16 protein-coding genes are annotated in these 19,238 nt (G+C 55.1%); 9 read left to right on the top strand and 7 right to left on the bottom strand.

Annotated elements, in window-relative coordinates:
* Positions 1-5: 5 nt before the first annotated feature.
* The gene (gene argJ / locus FYC48_RS23560; RefSeq protein WP_149499248.1) at positions 6-1,196 is read right to left on the bottom strand and encodes a bifunctional glutamate N-acetyltransferase/amino-acid acetyltransferase ArgJ; all 1,191 of its coding nucleotides are present in this window, start codon (positions 1,194-1,196) and stop codon (positions 6-8) included.
* A gap of 323 nt (positions 1,197-1,519) precedes the next feature.
* On the opposite strand from argJ, the gene FYC48_RS23555 reads away from it, so the two are divergent.
* Positions 1,520-2,575 carry an ABC transporter ATP-binding protein gene (locus FYC48_RS23555; RefSeq protein ID WP_235034393.1) on the top strand — a complete coding sequence of 352 codons (1,056 nt, stop codon included), beginning with the start codon at positions 1,520-1,522 and terminating at the stop codon, positions 2,573-2,575.
* Positions 2,572-3,537: an ABC transporter permease subunit gene (locus FYC48_RS23550; RefSeq protein WP_149499247.1), complete on the top strand. Its 966-nt coding sequence runs from the start codon at positions 2,572-2,574 to the stop codon at positions 3,535-3,537. The genes FYC48_RS23555 and FYC48_RS23550 overlap by 4 nt, the downstream gene beginning before the upstream one ends.
* A 192-nt stretch (positions 3,538-3,729) precedes the next feature.
* Here the strand turns inward: FYC48_RS23550 and FYC48_RS23545 are convergent, their stop codons facing one another.
* Positions 3,730-4,311 carry a hypothetical protein gene (locus FYC48_RS23545; RefSeq protein WP_149499246.1) on the bottom strand — a complete coding sequence of 194 codons (582 nt, stop codon included), beginning with the start codon at positions 4,309-4,311 and terminating at the stop codon, positions 3,730-3,732.
* Positions 4,312-4,353: 42 nt separating this feature from the next.
* Between FYC48_RS23545 and FYC48_RS23540 the strand changes: the two genes are divergently transcribed.
* Together FYC48_RS23540 and FYC48_RS23535 are read left to right on the top strand one after the other, a co-directional pair.
* Positions 4,354-5,274 carry a histone deacetylase family protein gene (locus FYC48_RS23540; protein WP_149499245.1) on the top strand — a complete coding sequence of 307 codons (921 nt, stop codon included), beginning with the start codon at positions 4,354-4,356 and terminating at the stop codon, positions 5,272-5,274.
* Positions 5,275-5,433: 159 nt separating this feature from the next.
* Complete coding sequence (locus FYC48_RS23535) at positions 5,434-6,252, top strand: hypothetical protein (protein ID WP_149499244.1); 819 nt, start codon at positions 5,434-5,436, stop codon at positions 6,250-6,252.
* A 390-nt stretch (positions 6,253-6,642) separates the two neighbouring features.
* On the opposite strand, the gene FYC48_RS23530 is transcribed toward FYC48_RS23535, so the two are convergent.
* Entirely contained in the window at positions 6,643-9,438 is a 2,796-nt protein-coding gene (locus FYC48_RS23530; RefSeq protein ID WP_235034392.1) for a M16 family metallopeptidase, read from the bottom strand.
* Positions 9,439-9,785: 347 nt separating this feature from the next.
* On the opposite strand from FYC48_RS23530, the gene FYC48_RS23525 reads away from it, so the two are divergent.
* Positions 9,786-10,124 (top strand): Rieske (2Fe-2S) protein, encoded by a 339-nt coding sequence (locus FYC48_RS23525; protein WP_149499243.1) that lies wholly within the window; start codon positions 9,786-9,788, stop codon positions 10,122-10,124.
* Positions 10,125-10,317: 193 nt separating this feature from the next.
* Here FYC48_RS23525 and FYC48_RS23520 read toward each other — a convergent pair whose 3' ends face one another.
* From FYC48_RS23520 to FYC48_RS23505, 4 genes are all read right to left on the bottom strand, one after another.
* Positions 10,318-10,716 (bottom strand): DUF423 domain-containing protein, encoded by a 399-nt coding sequence (locus FYC48_RS23520; protein WP_149499242.1) that lies wholly within the window; start codon positions 10,714-10,716, stop codon positions 10,318-10,320.
* The gene (locus FYC48_RS23515) at positions 10,713-11,120 is read right to left on the bottom strand and encodes a response regulator transcription factor (RefSeq protein WP_149499241.1); all 408 of its coding nucleotides are present in this window, start codon (positions 11,118-11,120) and stop codon (positions 10,713-10,715) included. Before FYC48_RS23515 ends, FYC48_RS23520 begins: the two co-directional genes overlap by 4 nt.
* A 31-nt stretch (positions 11,121-11,151) precedes the next feature.
* Positions 11,152-11,991, bottom strand: a complete 840-nt coding sequence (locus tag FYC48_RS23510) for an alpha/beta hydrolase (protein WP_149499240.1) — start codon at positions 11,989-11,991, stop codon at positions 11,152-11,154.
* Between the two features lie 341 nt (positions 11,992-12,332).
* Entirely contained in the window at positions 12,333-13,256 is a 924-nt protein-coding gene (locus FYC48_RS23505; protein ID WP_149499239.1) for a helix-turn-helix domain-containing protein, read from the bottom strand.
* Between the two features lie 452 nt (positions 13,257-13,708).
* On the opposite strand from FYC48_RS23505, the gene FYC48_RS23500 reads away from it, so the two are divergent.
* From FYC48_RS23500 to FYC48_RS23485, 4 genes are all read left to right on the top strand, one after another.
* On the top strand, positions 13,709-14,773 hold the full coding sequence (locus tag FYC48_RS23500; protein WP_149499238.1) for a sigma-70 family RNA polymerase sigma factor: 1,065 nt from the start codon (positions 13,709-13,711) through the stop codon (positions 14,771-14,773).
* Positions 14,742-16,205 carry a TIGR01777 family oxidoreductase gene (locus tag FYC48_RS23495; RefSeq protein ID WP_235034391.1) on the top strand — a complete coding sequence of 488 codons (1,464 nt, stop codon included), beginning with the start codon at positions 14,742-14,744 and terminating at the stop codon, positions 16,203-16,205. Before FYC48_RS23500 ends, FYC48_RS23495 begins: the two co-directional genes overlap by 32 nt.
* A complete protein-coding gene (locus tag FYC48_RS23490) occupies positions 16,202-16,651 on the top strand; it encodes a hypothetical protein (protein ID WP_149499237.1) in 450 nt (149 codons plus the stop codon). Before FYC48_RS23495 ends, FYC48_RS23490 begins: the two co-directional genes overlap by 4 nt.
* Positions 16,652-16,828: 177 nt before the next feature.
* The gene (locus tag FYC48_RS23485) at positions 16,829-19,216 is read left to right on the top strand and encodes a transglutaminase family protein (protein WP_149499236.1); all 2,388 of its coding nucleotides are present in this window, start codon (positions 16,829-16,831) and stop codon (positions 19,214-19,216) included.
* The last annotated feature ends 22 nt before the right edge of the window (positions 19,217-19,238 follow it).

The following is a 19,238-nucleotide window of genomic DNA, read 5'->3' as shown; positions in this document are numbered from 1 at the left end:
ACGGACTAGGTCGTGTATTCGCTGTTGAAGCGAACGTACTCGCAGGTCAAATCACTGGCCCATCGCGTCGCTTCACCCGAACCACTGCCGACAATCAGTTCGATGTCGATTTCCGGCGTCGCCTTCATCGTTTGACTCAGCGAAGCGGCGTCGTAAGCGATCGGCGTTCCGTTTTCAAAGATTTTCGTCCCGCAGATCCGAAGCGTTGTCTGGGCCGGCGTGATTTGGAAACCCGCATAGCCGGCAGCCGAGACAATCCGCCCCCAGTTGGGATCACCGCCAGTGATCGCGGTTTTTACAAGCGGGCTTTCTCCGATCGCTCGGGCGATGCCGTCTGCGTCGTGATCACTGCCGGCACCGCCGACGTGGATTTTCATTACGTGTTGCGCCCCCTCCCCGTCGGCGACCAGTTCCCGGGCGAGTTCGACGCAGACTTCTGTTAGCGTTTCACGGAATACTTCGGCGCGTTCGGGCGTGATTTCGATTCCGCTTTTTCCGCTCGCCAATGCCAGTACCGTGTCATTGGTACTGGTGTGACCGTCGACACTGACCCGGTTGAAGCTCACGTCGGCGGCAGAACTCAACAACGCCTGAAGTTGCTGCGGGGCGATCGCGGCATCGGTCATCACCACCCCCAGCATCGTGGCCATATTCGGGGCGATCATGCCGGCCCCCTTGGCCATCGCAGAAATTCGAACCTGTTGTCCGTCCAATTCGACAGTTCGATGTGCCGTCTTTGGGGATTTGTCAGTCGTCAGAATTGCCGCCGCTGCGGCGCTGAAATGATCGACGGAGTCGCCCAGTTTTTCGGCAGCCGATGCGATTCCGGCTTCAACGCGCTCCATCGGAAGATGTCTTCCAATAATCCCGGTGCTCATCACCAAGACTTCTTCTTCGGAGCAACCGACCTGCGCGGCAACCAGTCGACACATCTCGGCCGCGTCCTGGTCGCCTTGACCACCGGTGCAAGCGTTGGCGTTACCGCTATTGGTCACGACCGCACGAATTGACGCCGACGGAGTTCGGCTGCGCGACAGTACGACCGGGGCAGCGACAATCTGATTTTGTGTGTAAACGCCAGCCGCAGAGACCGCTTGATCACACGCGATCAAAGAGACGTCGGGCCGTCCGCTAGCCTTGATCCCGCATGCAACGCCGCCGAAACGGAAACCTAGTGGTAGTTCAAATTCAGGCATTAATTGGCAGCCTTCTCTCAAAGTTATCTTATGGATCAAACAAAACGTGGTCGAAAGTGACGGAAAAGAGCTGCGTCAGCGAGCTGCGTCGGGCTGACCAATTGATTCTGTTCCGGTTCCCTTCTGAAGTCGCATCTCTCGACATATAGTTCGCTAGAAATTTCGTCCTAGCCGGAGGAACGTCGGGATTTTCGATGAACACTCGGTGGGATTTTACGGTTTGACATTCGGTGACAATAGACGTGGACTTTCTTGCTTGTCGGCAAGAGGCGAAGATATTCGCGAACGCTCATGCCGATTCCATCCAACCCCGAACGACATCGTTGAACTCCGCCGCCGTCCTCCAAGATTCCGGTGCCTCTGCGTCCGGCACCCCATCGGCTGGCGTACGATGCCACCGGTTGTCCAAACACTACGGCGATTTCCTGGCGCTTGATCAATGTAGCCTGGAAGTCCATCCGGGTGACATTTTTGGTCTACTGGGACCGAACGGCGCGGGAAAGACCACGCTGATTCGATCATTGCTGGGTTACCTCCGTCGTACTTCCGGTGAAGTAAACGTCTGTGGGATCGATCCCGAAGTCGATTCCGTCGAAGTCCGCCGGCGGGTGTCGTACTTGCCCGGTGATGCCCGACTGCCGCGTCATTTGCGTGGAAAAGGTGTACTCCGTTTTTTTGCCGACTTGCATCCGCTGGGTGACTTAGAACGAAGCCTGGAAATCGCGGATGCCCTCGAATTGGATACTCGGCGTCATGTCGGAATGATGTCGACCGGCATGCGACAGAAACTTGCCTTGGCGGTCGTCCTGGCTCCACAAACCCCGTTATTAATTCTTGACGAACCGACGGCCAATCTTGATCCCTCGGTTCGCGCGACGGTTCTAAATTTTGTCGTCGATGCCCAACGCCGTGGCCGCACCATCATTTTCTCGTCCCACGTGCTTAGCGAGATCGAAGAAACCTGTAATCGCGTCGTCTTCCTTCGTCGAGGCCGATTGGCGCGTGAGTTGGTCATGGCGGAATTGTTTCAACGGCATCGCGTCTGGGGCGATCTCCCCGATGAAACCTCATTTTCAGATGTCAAGCATCAGGTGCCGCCGCAATTCGATCATCAAGTCAAGCTGGAATGCCTGCGAGACGAAGCGGGTGCCGGCCCCCAGGCTATTCGCATCGACACGTCGGGAGATCTTGCCCCACTGTTGTCATGGATCGATTCGCTTCATCTTTCGCGGTTGCGCGTCGAACCATTAGGGCTGCGAGCAATCTACGATTCGGTGCATCATCAAACGCAAGAGGATCCGCGCGAAGACCGTACGGAAATGGCGACCGATTCGAACGATGAACATCACCGTGGAAACTGTCGTGAGGTCGCTCGATGATCGACGCGACAATGGTCCGGACTTACATCAAGCAAGCGAGCTTGCTGTTCCTATCGCTCGCGTTGGCAATGTTTGCGTTCGCCTGGGTGCGTGTTTGGGTGGTCAGCCTATTGGATATGGGCCAGTTCCAAACGATTCTGGAACAGTTCCGGGACTTTGAAAAGTTTGCACCGATCAGCTTTGACGCACTGTTTACCTACCAAGGCCGGGTCGGGATGACGTTTGATGAGCCGATCATCATCATCTGCGTTGTCATCTGGTGCATCTCCCGTGGCAGTGACGTTGTCAGCGGAGAAATCGGTCGGGGGACGATGGAGATGCTGCTATCGCACCCCATCCGCCGGACACAGTTGTTGTGGTCGCATGCCACCGTCGCAATTGTTGGGCTGGCCCTATTGTGCCTAAGCGTCTGGGGTGGACTGGCAATCGGTGTGCAGTTGACAACCGTGAAAGAAACCCAACCTCCACCGGTCGTCGAAGTACCGTTGTTCGGCTGGGAGGTTCCTTTGCAACTCGGTGAACCTCCCAAGCAATCGTTTCCGTTGAGCGAACGAGTCGATAGCGAAATCTTTGCTCCCGCCGTATTCAATTTGTTCGCGTTCGGATTTTTCCTGCTCGGACTGTCGTCTTGGCTAAGTAGCCGTGATCGCTATCGTTGGCGTACGATCGGAATTGTGATGGCAATCTATGTGCTGCAGGCGGTGATTTACGGACTCGGCAAAGCGGCTGAGTCGCTGCAGTGGCTTCTAAACCTGTCGTTCTTTAGTTGCTATAAACCGCAGAAACTCGTTCAATTGGCGGCTGACGAAGGCCGCTGGACGCCTTGGAGCCTACTGGCAGAACTGCCTGACGCGACCCTCCCGCCGTTCGCATATCCACTGCTATTGCTGATCGGCGGCGCAGCATTTTATGGCCTCGCCGCCTGGACGTTTGCCAAGCGAGACCTACCGGCGCCGGTATAGGCCGACGTCACAGAAATGCGACTGACAATCAAACAGGACACTACCGTTGTTAACGCCATACGACTGATTACGTGTCCGATCCGACTGAGCCGAACGCGATAGCGTTGGTCCTTTGTCGTTCACGATGCAGAAACGAGACTCAACTTATAGCGTTGTCTCGCAACTTGGCAGACATCAGTTTTCGAAGAGGCACTAACGCGGAACCGCAGCATCTTCGATCATGCGGACGATCTTCCCCGTCGTGGGAATCTGGACGATCACTCCAATGAATCCGATGACGACCGGGACCAAGTGGGCAAAGTTTTCATTGATCATCATCAAGATTGCGTTCGTGATCGCGGAACCTTCACAAATCGCTTGACCGACGAGTACGCTCCCCATAATTGCTCCCAAAACGGGACGCGCTTCCGCCGGAAGTTCGGTCTCTGGTCGGATCGGACGTGGTAGGTTCAACTCGCTGATCCGCGTATGGTTAAACGCTTGTTTTCTCATCAGACGTGGAACGACGAGAGCGGCGGGAAGCGCGGCCAACATGATCCCGAATCCGACTACCAGAAACAATAAATCATCACCGCCCAAACGTACCAATGCAGCATCGTCAGGCAAATGCCGCAATGTCATGTAGGTAAGGATACCCGTGATGAACAAGATTCCGGTGGCGAGCGAGAACGTGATTATCATGCCAATTTTCGCAGTCGCTTCAATTGACTCTTGCCCCCCGACGCCGGGCGCGGACTGATCGGATAGATACGGGTTGGTTGGCGAATCATTCATCGTCGTCTCTTGCATGTCTTGCCGCTAAGTTACGATTGTCCTGTGAAACTGTTTTATACCGACCACTTTGAATTGCCCTTACCGGAGTCTCATCGGTTTCCGATGGACAAATATCGGCGGTTGCGCCGTCACGTCGCCACGGCCGAAGTTCATCGCCAGGACGTCCTCTTGGTACCCCCGGCGGCGACGGACGAACAATTGCTGCTGTGCCATGATGGGGGCTATTTAGAACGAGTCAAATTTGGAACGCTGACTGGGCGCGAAATCCGCCGAATCGGCTTCCCCTGGTCTGAAAAAATGGTCGAACGCTCACGACGTAGCACCGGGGCAACGATTGCGGCGTGTCGCGCGGCGCTTGATGACGGGATATCAGCAAACCTAGCCGGTGGCACCCACCATGCCTTTGCCGACGCGGGGGAAGGCTATTGTGTTTTCAACGATGCCGCCGTCGCGATTCGTAGTTTGCAAGCTGAACGCTTGATCCGCCGAGCCTGTGTGATCGACCTGGATGTGCACCAGGGCAACGGAACCGCATCGATTCTTCAAGGTGATTGGACTGCGATCACCCTGTCACTCCACGGCGCGAAGAACTTCCCGCTTCGGAAAATTCCCAGTGATATCGATCGACCGCTCGCCGACGGGACCGACGACTCAACTTACTTGGACGCACTCGAGGAAGCGTTGGAGCGACTTGAAACCGAGCACCAGCGCGGGGCATTCGAACTGGCCATTTACCTGGCCGGGGCCGACCCGTTTGAGGGGGATCGTTTGGGACGCATGTGCCTGACCAAATCTGGATTGGCCGAGCGGGACCGTAGGGCGATGCGATGGTGCCGTGACCGATCGATTCCCATTGCCGTCGCCATGAGCGGCGGGTACGCTCGCGATATCGATGACATCGTTTCGATTCATGCCGCGACCTTGCGCATCGCTTCAACGTTCTGCGGTCGTCCCGAATGCTGACCTGAGGGGCGTCCTCCATTGCTATGGCGCGCCCGCCGCAAAGCGAGATCAAGCCCTAACGTATTCTTCAGTGCTTTCCAGCGAATCCGGCGACACCGCTCGATCTACTTTCCGCCCTTCGACGGCGTGGTTAATGATGAATGACATCAGGAGAATAACATGCAGGTATTGATCATGATCGTCTCGGTGGTAGCGATCATCCTGCTCGTCAAATATGGGTTGCTTCGTGGCATCGACCACGTTTCCGGCGCCATGAATTGGAGTGTCAAGACGCGTGGACAGTTAACCGGTTTTGCCACCTCAGTCCCGGAATTGGTGTGCCTGACCGCAGCCGGTCTTTCCGGTGTTTGGGAGGCTGGCCTGTGGAACATCGCCAGCTCCAACATCATCAATTGTGTGCTGATGATCAGTGCAGTCGCCTACTATCGACAGTTCCGTGGACTGATGAACCGACGCTTCGTTGACGAAATCGTGTTCGCCGGGTTAGCGATCGCGGTTCCGATCGTGCTGATGCGTTGGGGGATGGACACGCAGTGGTATTTGGTACCGATCCTTCTCGCGTTTTTCGTCGTCTATCAAGTCGTCGATCGCCGCATTAACCCAGCCAACCGAGACGATGTTTCGGTCGAAGAGGCTGTCGGCAGTTTACCTGTCGGAATCATCCTCGGGCTAAGTGCCTTGATCGCCATCGCGGTCGCCGGCATATTCCTTGGCGATGCAACAGCGGATGTTGTTAAAGAATTCGGAGTTCACCCTGTGATCGCAGGTTGGATCCTCGGGTTTGTAACCAGCATTCCTGAAATGGTCACATTCTTTGCCGTTTACTCCGCCGCGAAATCGGAAGGTAAACTTGGACATCTTGATGACACCCAGGAAGCCCTCGACAATCTGACCGGATCGAACATGTCCAACGTTGGGATTGTCTATCCGGTAGGTCTCGCCGCGTTTTTGTTGGGCTCGGTACTGATCGGGGCGTGACACCGTTGCGGTTCGACGATCGATCACGTTGACCGCCGTCGTTTCTCAATCTGCCAATCGATGTCTGCAACCGCTTTGCGACCGTCGTCTGAACTCTTCGCTTGGCACTCGTCAAAATGGGCCGAATCGGAAGACCAGTGTTCCGGCGGCACCTGACTTGAAGACTCGTCAAACAGTGTCAGCCAGGGTTTCCGTGCAATGAACGGCAGCCAACGTCTTCGACAGAAGCCCCGCCCCCGATTGGTCAGATAGAGCCAACCACAATCGTCTTTGAAACGTTCGCGGGCCGATCGGTTGAATCAAACGCGCCCTCACCGTTCCGCCGCCGCTCGATGAGTACCGTGCGAACGGTACTAAAATCAAACGGCTGGTCGTTGCTATCGCGAATTATTATTCGACAGTCGCTGCCTTTTCGAATTCACCGGCAACCGAACGGACAAGTTTGTCCCAATGGATGTACTTGTTGATCGCCTTATTGACCGAATCGACGGTTGCCGATTCGATTTGGCTGGCGTGTTTCGAGGCATACTCCATCGTTCGATCCATAAACATGGTGCCGATCAGTTCGCCCACGAGGTTGCTGTCATCGGTGCGTCGTACCATTTGCGACTGGAGGTAGGCTTGCTGAGCCTTTTCGAGCTCGTCGGCCGTGACGCCTTCTTGCCGCAATTTTTCTACTTCTTCGCGAATCACTTCGATCAAGCGATCCTTGTTTTCCGGATTGGTAATCGCATAGATCGTGAAATCAACGCGACCGTCTTTGGGACGCGAAGTCAATCCACTACGTACCCCGTAGGACAAGCCTTCTTGCTGCCGGACGCGATCGGCAAGTCGACTGCTTAAGCCGCCGCCACCGAGAATATAGTTGCCGAGCACCAAAGATGCGTACTCGTCGTCGGTGTCTTGGAGGGCGAGTTGGGCCTGCGAAAAATAGAATGCATTGGCTTTATCTGGCGTATTGAAGGAGGTCAGCCCACCCTCGGCATCCTCGTTCGCGGGTCTATCGAATCGGACGTAATCGATCTCGCTTTCCCAGCCGAGCAAGATCGATTCGATACTCGCTTGGATCTCTTCAGGATCGAAATCACCGACGACAGACAATTCGCCATGGCTGGCACCGAGCAGTTCCCGGTAGGCTTGGCTAATCTCTTCGATGGTGACGTTTTGGTACATCGCGATCTCTTCGTCGATCGTTTGTACGTAACGGATGTCGTCTTTTCCGTAGGGCGAGAGCCGGCGTCGAACGTCACGAGGTGCGATCGTCTGTGGCATCGTGCTGCTCTGCTGCAAGCTGGTCACGATTTGACGACGGAGAATTTCCAGCTCGTTTCCGTCGAGTCGTGGAGATCGTAGCACTTGCCGCATCACCTCGATCACTTCCGGCAGAAATTCGCGTTTCGTTTTCAAGGTTAACTGCAACAAACCTGGAACGGTGTTGATCGACAGTTCGGCTCGCAACCGCGTCAATTCATCTTGCAGTTCTTGGTAGTCCAGTTTGTCGGTTCCCCGCATCATCATGGCGCCAATCAATTCGATCGCGCCGATCCGATCGATCATCGTGTCGGCTGTTCCGAATCGCAACGTCAACGATAGATTGACCGATCCCCCGCGAGTCTGTTTGGGAAGCAATGCGTATTGAATCCCATTGGAAAGTTTACCACGCTGGGTACGCTGCTCGATGTTCTCTGGCGATGGATCAAACTGCTCGCCTTGCTGGATCGCTTCGCGTCCCTTGTAACCTTCCAATCGAGCGATCAGGTTGGGTGATTCCGGAATCGAAATGCGCTCGGAAGTTTCGCTGGGGATAAACAAGCCGACGGTGCGATTGTTTCGGACCAAGTATTTTTCGGCGAACGCTTGCACCTGTTCCGCGGTCAGCGATTCGACAACGTCGCGGAACAGAAAGTACAAGCGCCAATCACCTTGCGCGGCCCACTCACTTAGCGAAACTGCTAACCGATCGGTTTCCGAAGCTTGCAACTCACGTTGTTTCAAGATCTGCTGTTTGGCCCGTTCGACCTCTTGTTCGGTAATCGGATTTTCAGAGAAGCCTTCTTCGAGCAACGCGATCAACTCCGACCGTGCGGCTTCAATCGACTTGTCTTGAGACACTTCCGCGAGCGTCATCAGCACGCCGGGTTCGGCGAAAGCATAAGCAAGTGCATAAACATTGCTGGCGATTTCTTTCTCGACCAATCCTTGATATAGCCGACCACTGGGTTCGTCGCCGAGGACGATCGAAAGAGCCTTTGCCGCGGCGAATTCAGGATGGCTGCCCGACGGGATGTGGTAGGTCGTCCCGGCCAGTTGGACATCGCCTACGCGACGCAAGACTACCGTTCGCTCGCCGTCTTGTGCCGGTTCGGTTGTGTAGGTCGGATCGATTGGCGTATCGGGGGACTCAAGCGTTCCAAAGATTTCGCCGATCAATTCGATCGCCGAATCGGATTGAAACCTCCCTGCAACGATCAATAGAATATTGTCGGGTCGGTAGTACTTACGATAAAAGCGACGCAGGTTGACAACCGGCACGCGTTCGATGTCACTTCGATTCCCGATGGTGGATTTGCCATAGTTGTGCCAGTCGAATGCGACCGACTGCATCCGTTGCATCAGGATTCGAAACGGAGAGTTCTCGCCGCGTTCAAATTCGTTCCGGACGACCGTCATTTCGCTTTCGAGGTCTTCGCCACGGATAAAGCTGTTGAGCAAACGATCCGCCTCAAGCTTGAGAGCGAATCGCAAGTTGTCTTCCGACGCCGGCAGCGTTTCGTAGTAGTTTGTCCGATCAACCCACGTGGTGCCGTTGAACCGAGCACCACGATCTTGCAGCACCTTGGGTACATTGGGGTGATCCGGAGTCCCTTTAAACAACATGTGCTCAAGCAGGTGTGCCATGCCTGCTTCGCCATAACCTTCATGACGCGAACCGACAAAGACGGTCATGTTGACCGTAACAACTTCCTTGCTTTCGTCGGGGAACAGCAACACGCGGACACCGTTGTCCAACTTGTATTCTGAAATCCCTTCGATCTCGGTGACTTTCATCAGCGTTTGCCCTGTCGAGTCGCGTTCGGCGACTGGCGTTGAGGAGGTGGTGTTTTCGTCTTGCCCCCATGCCGGAACGGCAATCAGACATGCGGCGATGCCGAAGGTGACGATTAAATTTCGGAGGTGACGCTTCACTTTCAAACTCCATCTAGTGCTTCGTTACAACTAAAAATTCGGGTGTGACCGGTCAGCCAACGGGCGTATCCCCCCGTCATTGCAGCACAACCAAGGCTCACGTTATTTGGCTCATCGTAAAACTAAGGGGAAACACTGCCGTGGTCTATGATTAGCAATTCCGGTCAACGCTGATTCGATGCGATCCGCGTCGCGCGACGACGCGATTGACCGGTGGTACCTAAGGCCGGTTGCGATTCTGTGGCTATTGTATCGGACGTGCCAGTCGCTACCCAGCCAGGCAGCCCAAGGTTAACCTATCGTGCATTGGAAAAAACGAATCGCCCGCCCCACGGGATCGTAGCGAGATGAATGACACCGACGGATCAAACTGGGTAGACGTCGCCGCGGCGACAGACGTTGACGAAGGCCAAGCAATCGAAGTGGTCGTGGGAGAACACATCATTGCATTGTTCCGCACCGCCGATCGCTACTACGCACTCGATGGCCTTTGCTCCCACCAAGGTGGTCCGATCGCGAATGGCGAATTGTCCTTGACCGATCAGGGCAAATCCTGTGTGACCTGCCCGTGGCACGGCTGGCAATATGAACTGGAAACCGGCATCCAAACCGTCAATCGGCAACCGCTACAACAAACCTTCGACGTCCGCGTCAAGCAAGGACGATTAGAACTCCGACTCAGCTAGTGCGACGCGCGGCAGCCAAAGCCAATGTGCGTAAACCTCAAAAACTCGGTCGTCGTCAATCATGCCGAAGGTGTCGGCTACGGTAGTTGCAAAGCATCGGTCGGTTACGACGTCAGGTTCATCGGGAAGTAAGATCGACGTGCCGTAGATGTTGCAGGACCTCAACGATGCTGCCCAAGACGACCGGAACGGTTCATGATTCGTTCCCCTGCGGTGCGTTGATCCACAGCAAGCTTACCCAGGCCGCAATCCAAGCGAGACCACCAAGGGGAGTGATTGCGCCGAGCCAACTCGTATCCGTCAGCACCAGTACATAGAGGCTGCCGCTGAAAAGAATGATTCCGGTAACGAAAAGCCAAGTTGCGACCGAACTCACCCGTCCCTTGGGAAGCGAAGCGAGGGCCAAGATCGCGACCGCATGAACGAGGTGATAGCGTGCACCGGTATCGAATTGGCTGAGCCGCTTCTCGAGGTACAACGGATCGTCGCTAAACCCGACGAGATAGCTTTCGAGGCCGTGAGCACCGAACGCGCCGATGGCTACACCGAGGGCGCCGGCGATCCCGGCGATGACGAGTCGACTGCGGATCATGCCGACGCAAGCTGGGTTCCGACGGCACGCAACAGCTTGTCCATTTGAAATGGCTTGCGGATATAATCGCTCACGCCGAGCAATTCCGCGTACGCTTTGTGACGGCTACCTTCGTTACCGGTGATCATGATGACCGGCACCATGGCCTCGTTCATTCTACGCAACTTTTCTAAGACCAGGAAGCCACTCCGCTTGGGCATCATCATGTCCAAGATGATCAGATCGGGCGATTCCTTTTCGGCAAGCGCTAGACCTTGGTTGCCATCTCGCGCGATGACGACTTCGTAGCCTTCGTGCTCCAGGGCATACCGTACACTTTCGATGATCTCGACGTCGTCATCAACGATCAGGATCTTGGCCGTCTTGCTGGCGTCGTCCACTGGTTGCAAATCTTCTTCGGCCATCAGGAATCACGAGGGGCTGTGTCTGAATTGTTTAGTTGTCCGAGAATGACACCGGACTGGTATCCCAGTCGGTCATTTTACCGATTGGCGTCGAGCAAACCACATGGTCCATCAACCATCGGTCTAAATCGGACAAAACAGCCGTATTCATTTCGTCGTCGCTAACATACTGACGCACTTCTAACTGCGCGTCGATTGCCGCTGCGTTACCGATTTGCTTCGCCATCGCTTCATGACAATACCCTGATCGTTCGATCGAATGTTGCCAAAGCATTGCGACCCGTTGACGCTTCAGCAATTGCAGCTCTGACTTAGTGCATTTGGGGAGTTCGAAGTCTCCCCCGACCGAAACCGCAGCGGCAAATAAACTGGGATAACTGAGTGCCATCTGAACCGCCATCGTGCCACCTTCGCGATAACCCGCGACGACGATGCGGCCGGGATGGACGTTGTATTTGTTCTTCGCTTCGGTAACGGCTGCGATTACACCGTGGCGAACCTGATCGATCACCGCGTCGCTATGCCCCCAAGCAAAGCGATGCCCCGACGCATCGGCCGCCCGCGGGGCCCGGATTCCGGTAGCCAAATAGTTACGCGTGCTGATGTGTGGCATCACGTGGCAGACTTGGTTTTCATTGAACCCATCGCTATGAAGCCAAACGATCAATGGATACTGATAATTGGCTTCGTAGTGCAGCGGAACAAAAAATGTCTGCGATTGTGGGACGCTGACCCATTTCGATGAGTCGTCGTTAGAACTCGTACCAAGCTGATCGAACGTCGTGCCGTCAAATCCCTTGGCGTCGTGCTGCCCGGAAGGCAGATCGTCCGCGATTTCGCCCCCAAGAACGGATGCATCAAAACGGTTCATCGCAGATCGGAATCGCTAGAGAAGGAAGTTCCCAACCGCCGAAGCGGATCGTCTACAAACGTAGGGTGACTCGCGATCGGATGTCAACGCTGATGCGATTACCGAAGACACGAAACGAGCTTTTTTTGGACATCGCCGAGCGATTCGCTCAAGTCCCATAAACACCTTTTGAGGCGGTGACAAGCACAGGATCGAGGTCCAAAATGCGTTTTAAACACCGAGCTCTTATTTCAAACCGAAACGACCGTTTCAACGAAAAAACCGGCGCCGCACAATACCCGAAGCAGCACCATCGCGGCGAACACCAACCGGCGAACACCAATCCAGTTTCTGCCAACAAGCTAATTTCGAGACGGCGGAGCCTGGCGACGTAAAACAGAAGCCAACTCGACCAGATGACGCAAACTGTCACAATGCGCCGTATAACGAAGCCGGGGGCGGAGCTCGTCGTCGAGGGCACTTCCGCCGACAATCAGAGAGGTATTCTCCCCGAGAGCATTCGCGAGTCGGTTTTCCTCACGAATAAACCCTTCCGCATCCGCAACCGATGTGACACTCAACCAAACAAGCGATGGTTGATAATCCTCGACCGCGCGAATCAACGAGGCGACCGGAAGATTGCACCCTAGGTTGATAGCATTCCACCCGTTTTCACGAAGAGCCAACTCAACCATCGCGGTCGGCAACTGATAAGGGTCCGATTCGGGAGACGCACCGATCGCGACACTCGCCCCCGTTTCGATCGGTGGCAAGCTATCGCGTAATTGCCCGACCAATCGGTGGCAAATCGTACAACTTCGCCGCTCTTGATAGACGTCCAAATCGCCACAATCCCAGGCGTTGCCAATCGCCCGCATGGCGTCGGTGATCATGTCTTCGGCCGCTTCGGAGCGGCTCCATCCGAGTGACAAACGGTCCATCAGTAACCGCAAGCACCGATCCTCATCACCAACCGCTAACGCCGAACGAAATTCCTGTTGCGAAGGCTCTCGGCCGTCGCCGGGGATCAACGGACGGACGATCGTTTGCGGGTTTGCCAGCGAAAGCTCCGCCTCTTCGATTCCCAGTACCAATGGGTCGACCAACGAACGGTCGGAGCTGCGCAGGAACTCACGCAGCGCCGAAAGCGTGATCCGACGGTGCCCTCCAACAGTGCGAATTGTTGGGATTGCCCCCTTGTCGCACCATCGTTTGACCGACGACTCACTGACGCGAAGGGATTGCGCAACTTCCTTCGGCGAGAATTGGACGCGTTTGGAACCCACGGTTGAAACAGACTTCGGGACGTTTGGGAAGTTAGATAACGAAGGTCGGAGCGAGTGAACGTTTCGGACTGATATCGTTCACTCACGCATCAGATCGTAGCGAAAACGTTCATCTCGCCAAGTTCGAATTTCTTAAATTTGACGCGTTCCGGACTTCGGCGATGCCCCAAAACGTTCATTTCTATCCGGTCAGACGAAGCATTTCCTTGGCTTTGGACACTCGGGGACCTCGTTTTCTTGGTTAGAACCGGAAAAACCTGAAGCGGGGCGACTCTCTAAAATTTGCACAATACCCCGTAAAAGCGGCGGTTTGGTGGCGGTAAACCGTTGCAAAAAGAAATTTCTCAATAAATGCGGTTGTCCGCTATTGTCCACGATCGGTCACAAGCATATACCGTAATGAACGTTTTGAACGACTTGATCGTCTTCCGGCTTGAGTTCAAGGATCTCCCATGGCTTCTGCGACCGTCACCAGCACCGGCTCTCCCGAGAGCGGCAACACGACCACACAAAAGATCCGGGCTCGCGAACCCGCTTGGGTGCGATGCGATGAACTCGCCGAAGCGAATCAGGAAATTGAATCACTGGTTAGGAATTACGATGGCCTGAGCAACGAGGAGCTGAAAACGGCCATCAAGCGACGGCTCCGAGAAGAGCTCGGTTTCATTTCGAACCCGCAATTCAGCGACCCACAACTTGGGAAGGAAATCTTTGACACCCCGCTCGAACTGGCACCACGAAAAGCCGAACTTGGGATCGCCGCCGTACGGCGTAGTGGCATCGACATGCCAATTCACCTCGGCCGGCTGTGCGAAGCTCCTCTACTAAAACCCGAGCAGGAGCGAATGCTGTTTCAGCGGATGAACTACCTGCTTCAACAGGCCGAGGTCCACCGCAGCCAGCTTAACCCGCAACGTCCATCGCGAGTGCGGATGGAATTGATCGATCGCTTCATCGCACTGGCCGAGTGGCATCGCGATCGAATCGTCGAAGCGAATTTGCGTCTGGTGTTTTCGATCGTCAAGAAATTCGTCAATCCGAATAACAACTTCGATGACTTGTTAAGCGACGGCATCGTTGCATTGATCCGTGCGGTCGAGAAATTTGATTTCGACCGCGGGTTCCGGTTCAGCACTTACGCGACGCAAGTGATTCGCCGCAACTCATACCGGACCGTGGTCGTGAAGCAACAAGAGCGTCAAAAAACCGTCGGTGGCCTTCAGGACCTCGACCTTGATCTGACCGATGAGGGCCGCGAGTCGGCGATCAGCGAAAAGCGATGGCACGAACTACGCAGCCGTCTTTCAGTGATGCTTGATGACCTCGACCGTCGAGAGAAGCTAATCATCCGAGCACGGTTCTCACTGGGCGCCCACCGAAAGGTCCACACGCTACAATCACTTGCCAACCGACTTGGGGTTTCCAAAGAACGCGTTCGCCAGTTGGAACGCCGTGCAATGGAGAAACTGCGTGCGATGGCTGGCCGTGCAAATCTGGCCGAACTTGAGCCTCAGTGATCCCGCCTTCCTTCTTCTCTCCCTGATCGAAAGCTTTCTAACTGTGCAGCAATTCGTCGCTTCCACCGTTTTGCCCGTCAATGCTGCCGAAGCGTTCGAGTATCACGACCGCCCCGGGGCCCTTGAGCGATTGATACCGCCGTGGCAATCGGTGCAAATCGAAAGTAACGATGGCAGCCTGAAACCTGGCAGTACGGTCGTCATGAAGGTCAACCTTGGACCTAAATCGGTCCGCTGGGTTGCCGAACATACCGAGTATGCTCCACCTCGCTTATTCGCCGACGTACAGCGATCCGGCCCCTTCGCTGTCTGGGAGCACCGGCACGAATTTCAAAATGATTCGGCAAGCCATTGCGTTCTCCGCGATGACGTTCGGTATCAGCTTCCGCTCGGCTCTCTCGGTCAACTGTTCGGCAGCAGTATCGCGCGACAACAACTCGAACGCATGTTTGCATATCGTCATCGAGTCACGCTTGACGATCTCAAGCTCGCAAACAAACACCCTTCAAACCCGATGTCGATTGCCATTTCCGGAGCGTCTGGGTTGGTCGGCCGACGCCTTGCTTCGTTTTTGACCCTTATCGGCCATCGCGTCATCCGTATGGAGCGATCGCTCGAAAAGGCAGCCGATCCCCATAACGCGATCGCGCCTTGGAGTAACAATGAGGAGGCCGCAAAGCTGGATGGCGTCGACGCAGTCATTCACCTTGCCGGAAAATCGATCGCGGCAGAGCGTTGGACGGACGAGGTCAAAGAACAGATCCGTAAAAGTCGTGTGGAACTGACGACCAAACTAGCGACGATTTTGGCGTCGCTGCAAAACCCACCCAAAGTCTTTGTTTGTGCTTCGGCGACTGGGATCTACGGCGATCAAGGTGACGCGACTCTTCCAGAATCCGCTGCGACCGGCGATGACTTCCTCGCTTCGGTGGCTCAGCAGTGGGAAGCGTCCTGCGAGCCCGCAGCAAAAGCGGGCATTCGGGTTTGTAACGCCCGTTTCGGAATCGTGCTCGATCCCCGAGGCGGCGCCCTCGAAAAAATGCTGCTCCCCGCAAAATTGTGTGGTGGGCGACTGGGGAAAGGCACACAGTGGTGGAGCTGGATCGCGCTCGATGACGTCGTTGGTGGTCTGTACCACGCGATCTGTCGGGAGCAGGTCGTCGGTCCAATTAACTTTGTCGCACCGCACCCGCTTACCAATCAGCAGTTCGCGCAAACGCTCGGTCGAGTACTCTCTCGCCCCGCGCTTCTGCCTGCGCCGGCAGCCGGATTGCGTCTTGCACTTGGCGAAATGGCCGATGCGCTGTTGCTGGCCAGTACAAAAGCGGTGCCAGGTGTGTTGCAAGACACTGGCTACGAGTTCCGTTTCGAGCACGCCCAGGACGCGCTACGCTATTGCTTGGGGATCGACCGATTGGAGTCGAGTGAATGACTGGTTCGGCGGTGTTCCTGATCAACGTTTTATCGACTTGGTACATGGTCGGTGTGATCTGGACAGTTCAGCTGGTTCACTACAAGCTCTTTAACCGAATCGGAAGCGAACAGTTCGTTGGCTACGAGAAAGCTCACTGTAACGCAATGTCCTTTGTCGTTATCCCGGCGATGCTGCCAGAGCTGGCATCATCGATCTGGCTTGCCCTTGCGACACCTACCGGACTCTCAAACTGGGCGATGTCGATAGGCCTTGTCGCGGTGATTTTGATTTGGGTTTCGACATTTGCATTGCAAGTCCCCTGTCACCAACGATTGACGTGTCAATTCACCGAAACCGACTATCGACGTTTGGTCGGTACCAACTGGATCCGAACCGTCCTCTGGTCCTTTCGAGGCATGCTGACAGCGTACGGGTTGCTGCAGCTCATCGGCGACCCACTTTAGTGTTTCGTTCCATTTGAAAATACGGGTTCGAATCATCCGCCGATGGGCATTCGCCGCGGTTATTGCGGGACGACGGTAGGTATCTCCTTCCGCGGTGATTCCTGGCCCAGGAACGACACATCGCTCTTGTAGCGCCAGGCGTCCGTAACAGCGATAAATGGTGGAATTAATGTTCCGATGTCTAATGAGATACAATCACTGGTTGAAACTTCAGTGACATCGCATCAACGCCAACAGGCTTCCAAGATGGATTTCCGATTGAAATGTTTGGGCAGCGCCGTGTTAGCCGTGTTAGCAACATCCGCATCGCACCAGATCGCCGAGGCTCAAACTGCGGCCGAAGCCCCCACACAGATTCAAAACGCAGTGAGGAAAGGTGCGGGCGATTCGTCCATACCAGATCATGTGCAGCAGGTGGACGAGCCGCACTCGCTTGAGCAACGTTCATACAAACAGTTGATCGCGACGGTCGAACCTGCCGTGGTGACAATCCGTATCGAAGGTCGTGACGGTGGCGAAGCGGGAATCGGGACAGGTTTCTATGTTTCCCCAACACTGATTGCCACCAATCATCACGTCATTGGCGAAGGCCGGCCGATCGTCGTCAACGACTCCGACGGAAATTCGATCGAAGTCCTTGCCGTCGAAGCATCCGATGTCTCGGCGGACTTGGCGGTGCTACGAGTTGATCGGCAGGTGAAAGGGCGGATCGCTCCACTTCGGCCCGCGCAACCGTCTTCACAACAGCAAGGGACGCGTGTGCTAGCTTTCGGCAATCCATTTGGCTTGGAAAAGAGTGTTGTCGAAGGCATCGTATCGGCGGAACGAGAAATCGACGGTCAAACGCTGCTTCAGTTGGCGATGCCGATCGAACCGGGAAACAGCGGCGGCCCTCTGGTCGATCTGCATGGCCAAGTCGTTGGGATTGTAAACATGAAATCCGCGATCGAAGACAACCTCGGTTTTGCGATCCCGATCCAGCGTTTGACCGAATTGGTCGAGCATCCCAATCCAATCGCGATGGAAAACTGGGTGAAGCTTGGACGCCTTAACCAGGACGCGTGGCAGCCTGTGTTCGGCCCGGTTTGGAAGCAGCGCGGTGGGGCGTTGGTCGCCAACGGCCAGGGGACAAGCTTCGGAGGCCGCGCGCTGCTACTGTCGGAGAAGCAACCGCCGGAAGGAACATTCGAAGTTGCCGTCAACGTCCGCTTGAATGATGAATCCGGCGCCGCAGGTTTGGCATTTCATAGCGACGGCGAACATTTGCATTATGGCTTTTATCCGAGCGGCGGAAAATTGCGGCTGACCTGCTTTCGAGGCCCATCGGTGTTCCAGTGGGATATCCTCGCAGAAGTTGACTCTGAACATTATTTGCCGGGCGAGTTTAACGAATTAAAAGTGAGACTCGATGGCGACGCGATCCAGTGTTTCGTCAACGGTCACCGGGTTATCAAGTCAAAGGATCGAAAATTCATCAAAGGTAAAGTCGGCTTGGCAAAATTTCGATCGACCGAAGCCACATTCACTCGGTTTCGTATTGCCGAAACGATCCAATCGGCAAAATTCGGTGAGGAAGCCGCAATGGTGCTGGAACGTTTGAAGCTGCCGAAATTGCCAATCGATTCAGTCACCGAACAGCAGCGAACCCTCTTGGCCCAGACGCCTTTTTTAACCAAACGCGAACTCAATCGACAAGCAAAACAACTCGAACAACAAGCGGATCGGTTGCGTCAATTTGCCGATGATATCGAAACGCGCACGACGATCGACGAGCTAAGCAAACTCGACCAAACCGAACCGGACCAACGATTGCTCCGTGGCGCGCTTTTGATCGCCAAGCTGGATCATCCTCAACTCGAAGTTAGTGCCTATCGTGATCGGATCAACGAAATGGCCGACGACATCCGAGCGATGTTTCCCGATGACGCAGACGACGCTGCGAAGTTGCGGTCCCTGGATCAATACTTATTCGAAGAGTTCGGTTATCACGGAAGTCGGCAAGAGTACTACCATCCTGCCAATAGCCACCTGAACCGGGTGATTGATGAACGTGAAGGACTACCGATTACGTTATCAGTCTTGTATATCGAATTGGCTTGGCGATTGGGAGTCACGGTCGAGGGTGTCGGCTTGCCGGGGCATTTCATCGTTCGTCATCAATCGGAATCGCAAACGAGTTACATTGATGTGTTCGATCGTGGAAAGCGTTTGACGGACGGTCAAATCAGTCAAATTGTCTCACTACATACCGGTCGCCAACCGATCGATTCGGACCTCCAGGCTGCGACGCCTCGGCAAATTCTTGTGCGCATGCTGAACAATTTGATCGGATCGGCGGGACGGAAAAATGATGGCGAATCGATGTTGCGATACGCCAACGCGATCGTCGCGCTCGAGCCTGAAAACGGACGCTACCAACTATTGCGTGCGCAGCTTCTTGGCATGACCGGTCGGGTGTCGGCTGCGATAGAAAAGGTTCGCCAGCTAAATGCGGACGAGTATCCGGAAATCGCCCCATCCGCCCTCGACCGCCTGAAGCGTTCACTCGAATCGATGCTCGAATAGCCAAGGCAGCCCATTGTTCGCC

Source organism: Roseiconus lacunae (genome assembly GCF_008312935.1).
Classification (GTDB): Bacteria; Planctomycetota; Planctomycetia; order Pirellulales; family Pirellulaceae; genus Stieleria; species Stieleria lacunae.
The sequence above is the reverse complement of the archived record's forward strand: the minus strand, read 5'-3'. Positions and strand labels throughout refer to the sequence as shown.